The organism is Methylobacterium sp. 37f, from assembly GCF_023093475.1.
In the GTDB taxonomy this organism is placed as follows: domain Bacteria; phylum Pseudomonadota; class Alphaproteobacteria; order Rhizobiales; family Beijerinckiaceae; genus Methylobacterium.
The window spans coordinates 1-444 of record NZ_JAGHKN010000123.1; the positions used below are offsets into that span (position 1 = coordinate 1).

Below are 444 nucleotides of genomic sequence, written 5' to 3' on the forward strand. Positions count from 1 at the left end.
GTCGCTGCGGAGGCGGGCGAGGCGTTGCCCGCCGCATCCACGGCGACCGCCGTGAGGCTGGCCGTGCCTTCGGGCAGAGCGGCCGGCGTCAGGCTGAAGCTGCCATCGGCAGCGGCCACGGTCGAGCCGATCTGGGTCGTGCCGTTCGAGACGATGACGGTCGCCCCCGGCTCGGCCGTACCGGTGATGGTCGGGGTGGTGTCGTTGGTGGGCGCCAGGGCATCCAGCACCGGGGCCGTGGGAGGCGTGGTGTCCCCGTTGCCCGGCGTGGCGGTGACCACGAGGGTGACCGGGGTGGAGCCCGCCCCCACATTGCCGGCCGCATCGGCGGCATTGCCCGTCAGGACGTTGTTGCCGTCCGCCAGCGGGGTGGTCGGCGTGAAGGTGAAGCGTCCGTCGGTCCCGACCAGCGCAGTGCCGAGCACGGTGCCGTTGTCGGAGATG

The 444-nt window shown here is 73.2% G+C and carries 1 protein-coding gene; it reads right to left on the bottom strand.

Annotation, left to right across the window (positions count from 1 at the left end):
• The coding region (locus J7U37_RS24920) for an Ig-like domain-containing protein (RefSeq protein WP_247637501.1) at nucleotides 1-444 on the bottom strand (444 nt) is incomplete at both ends.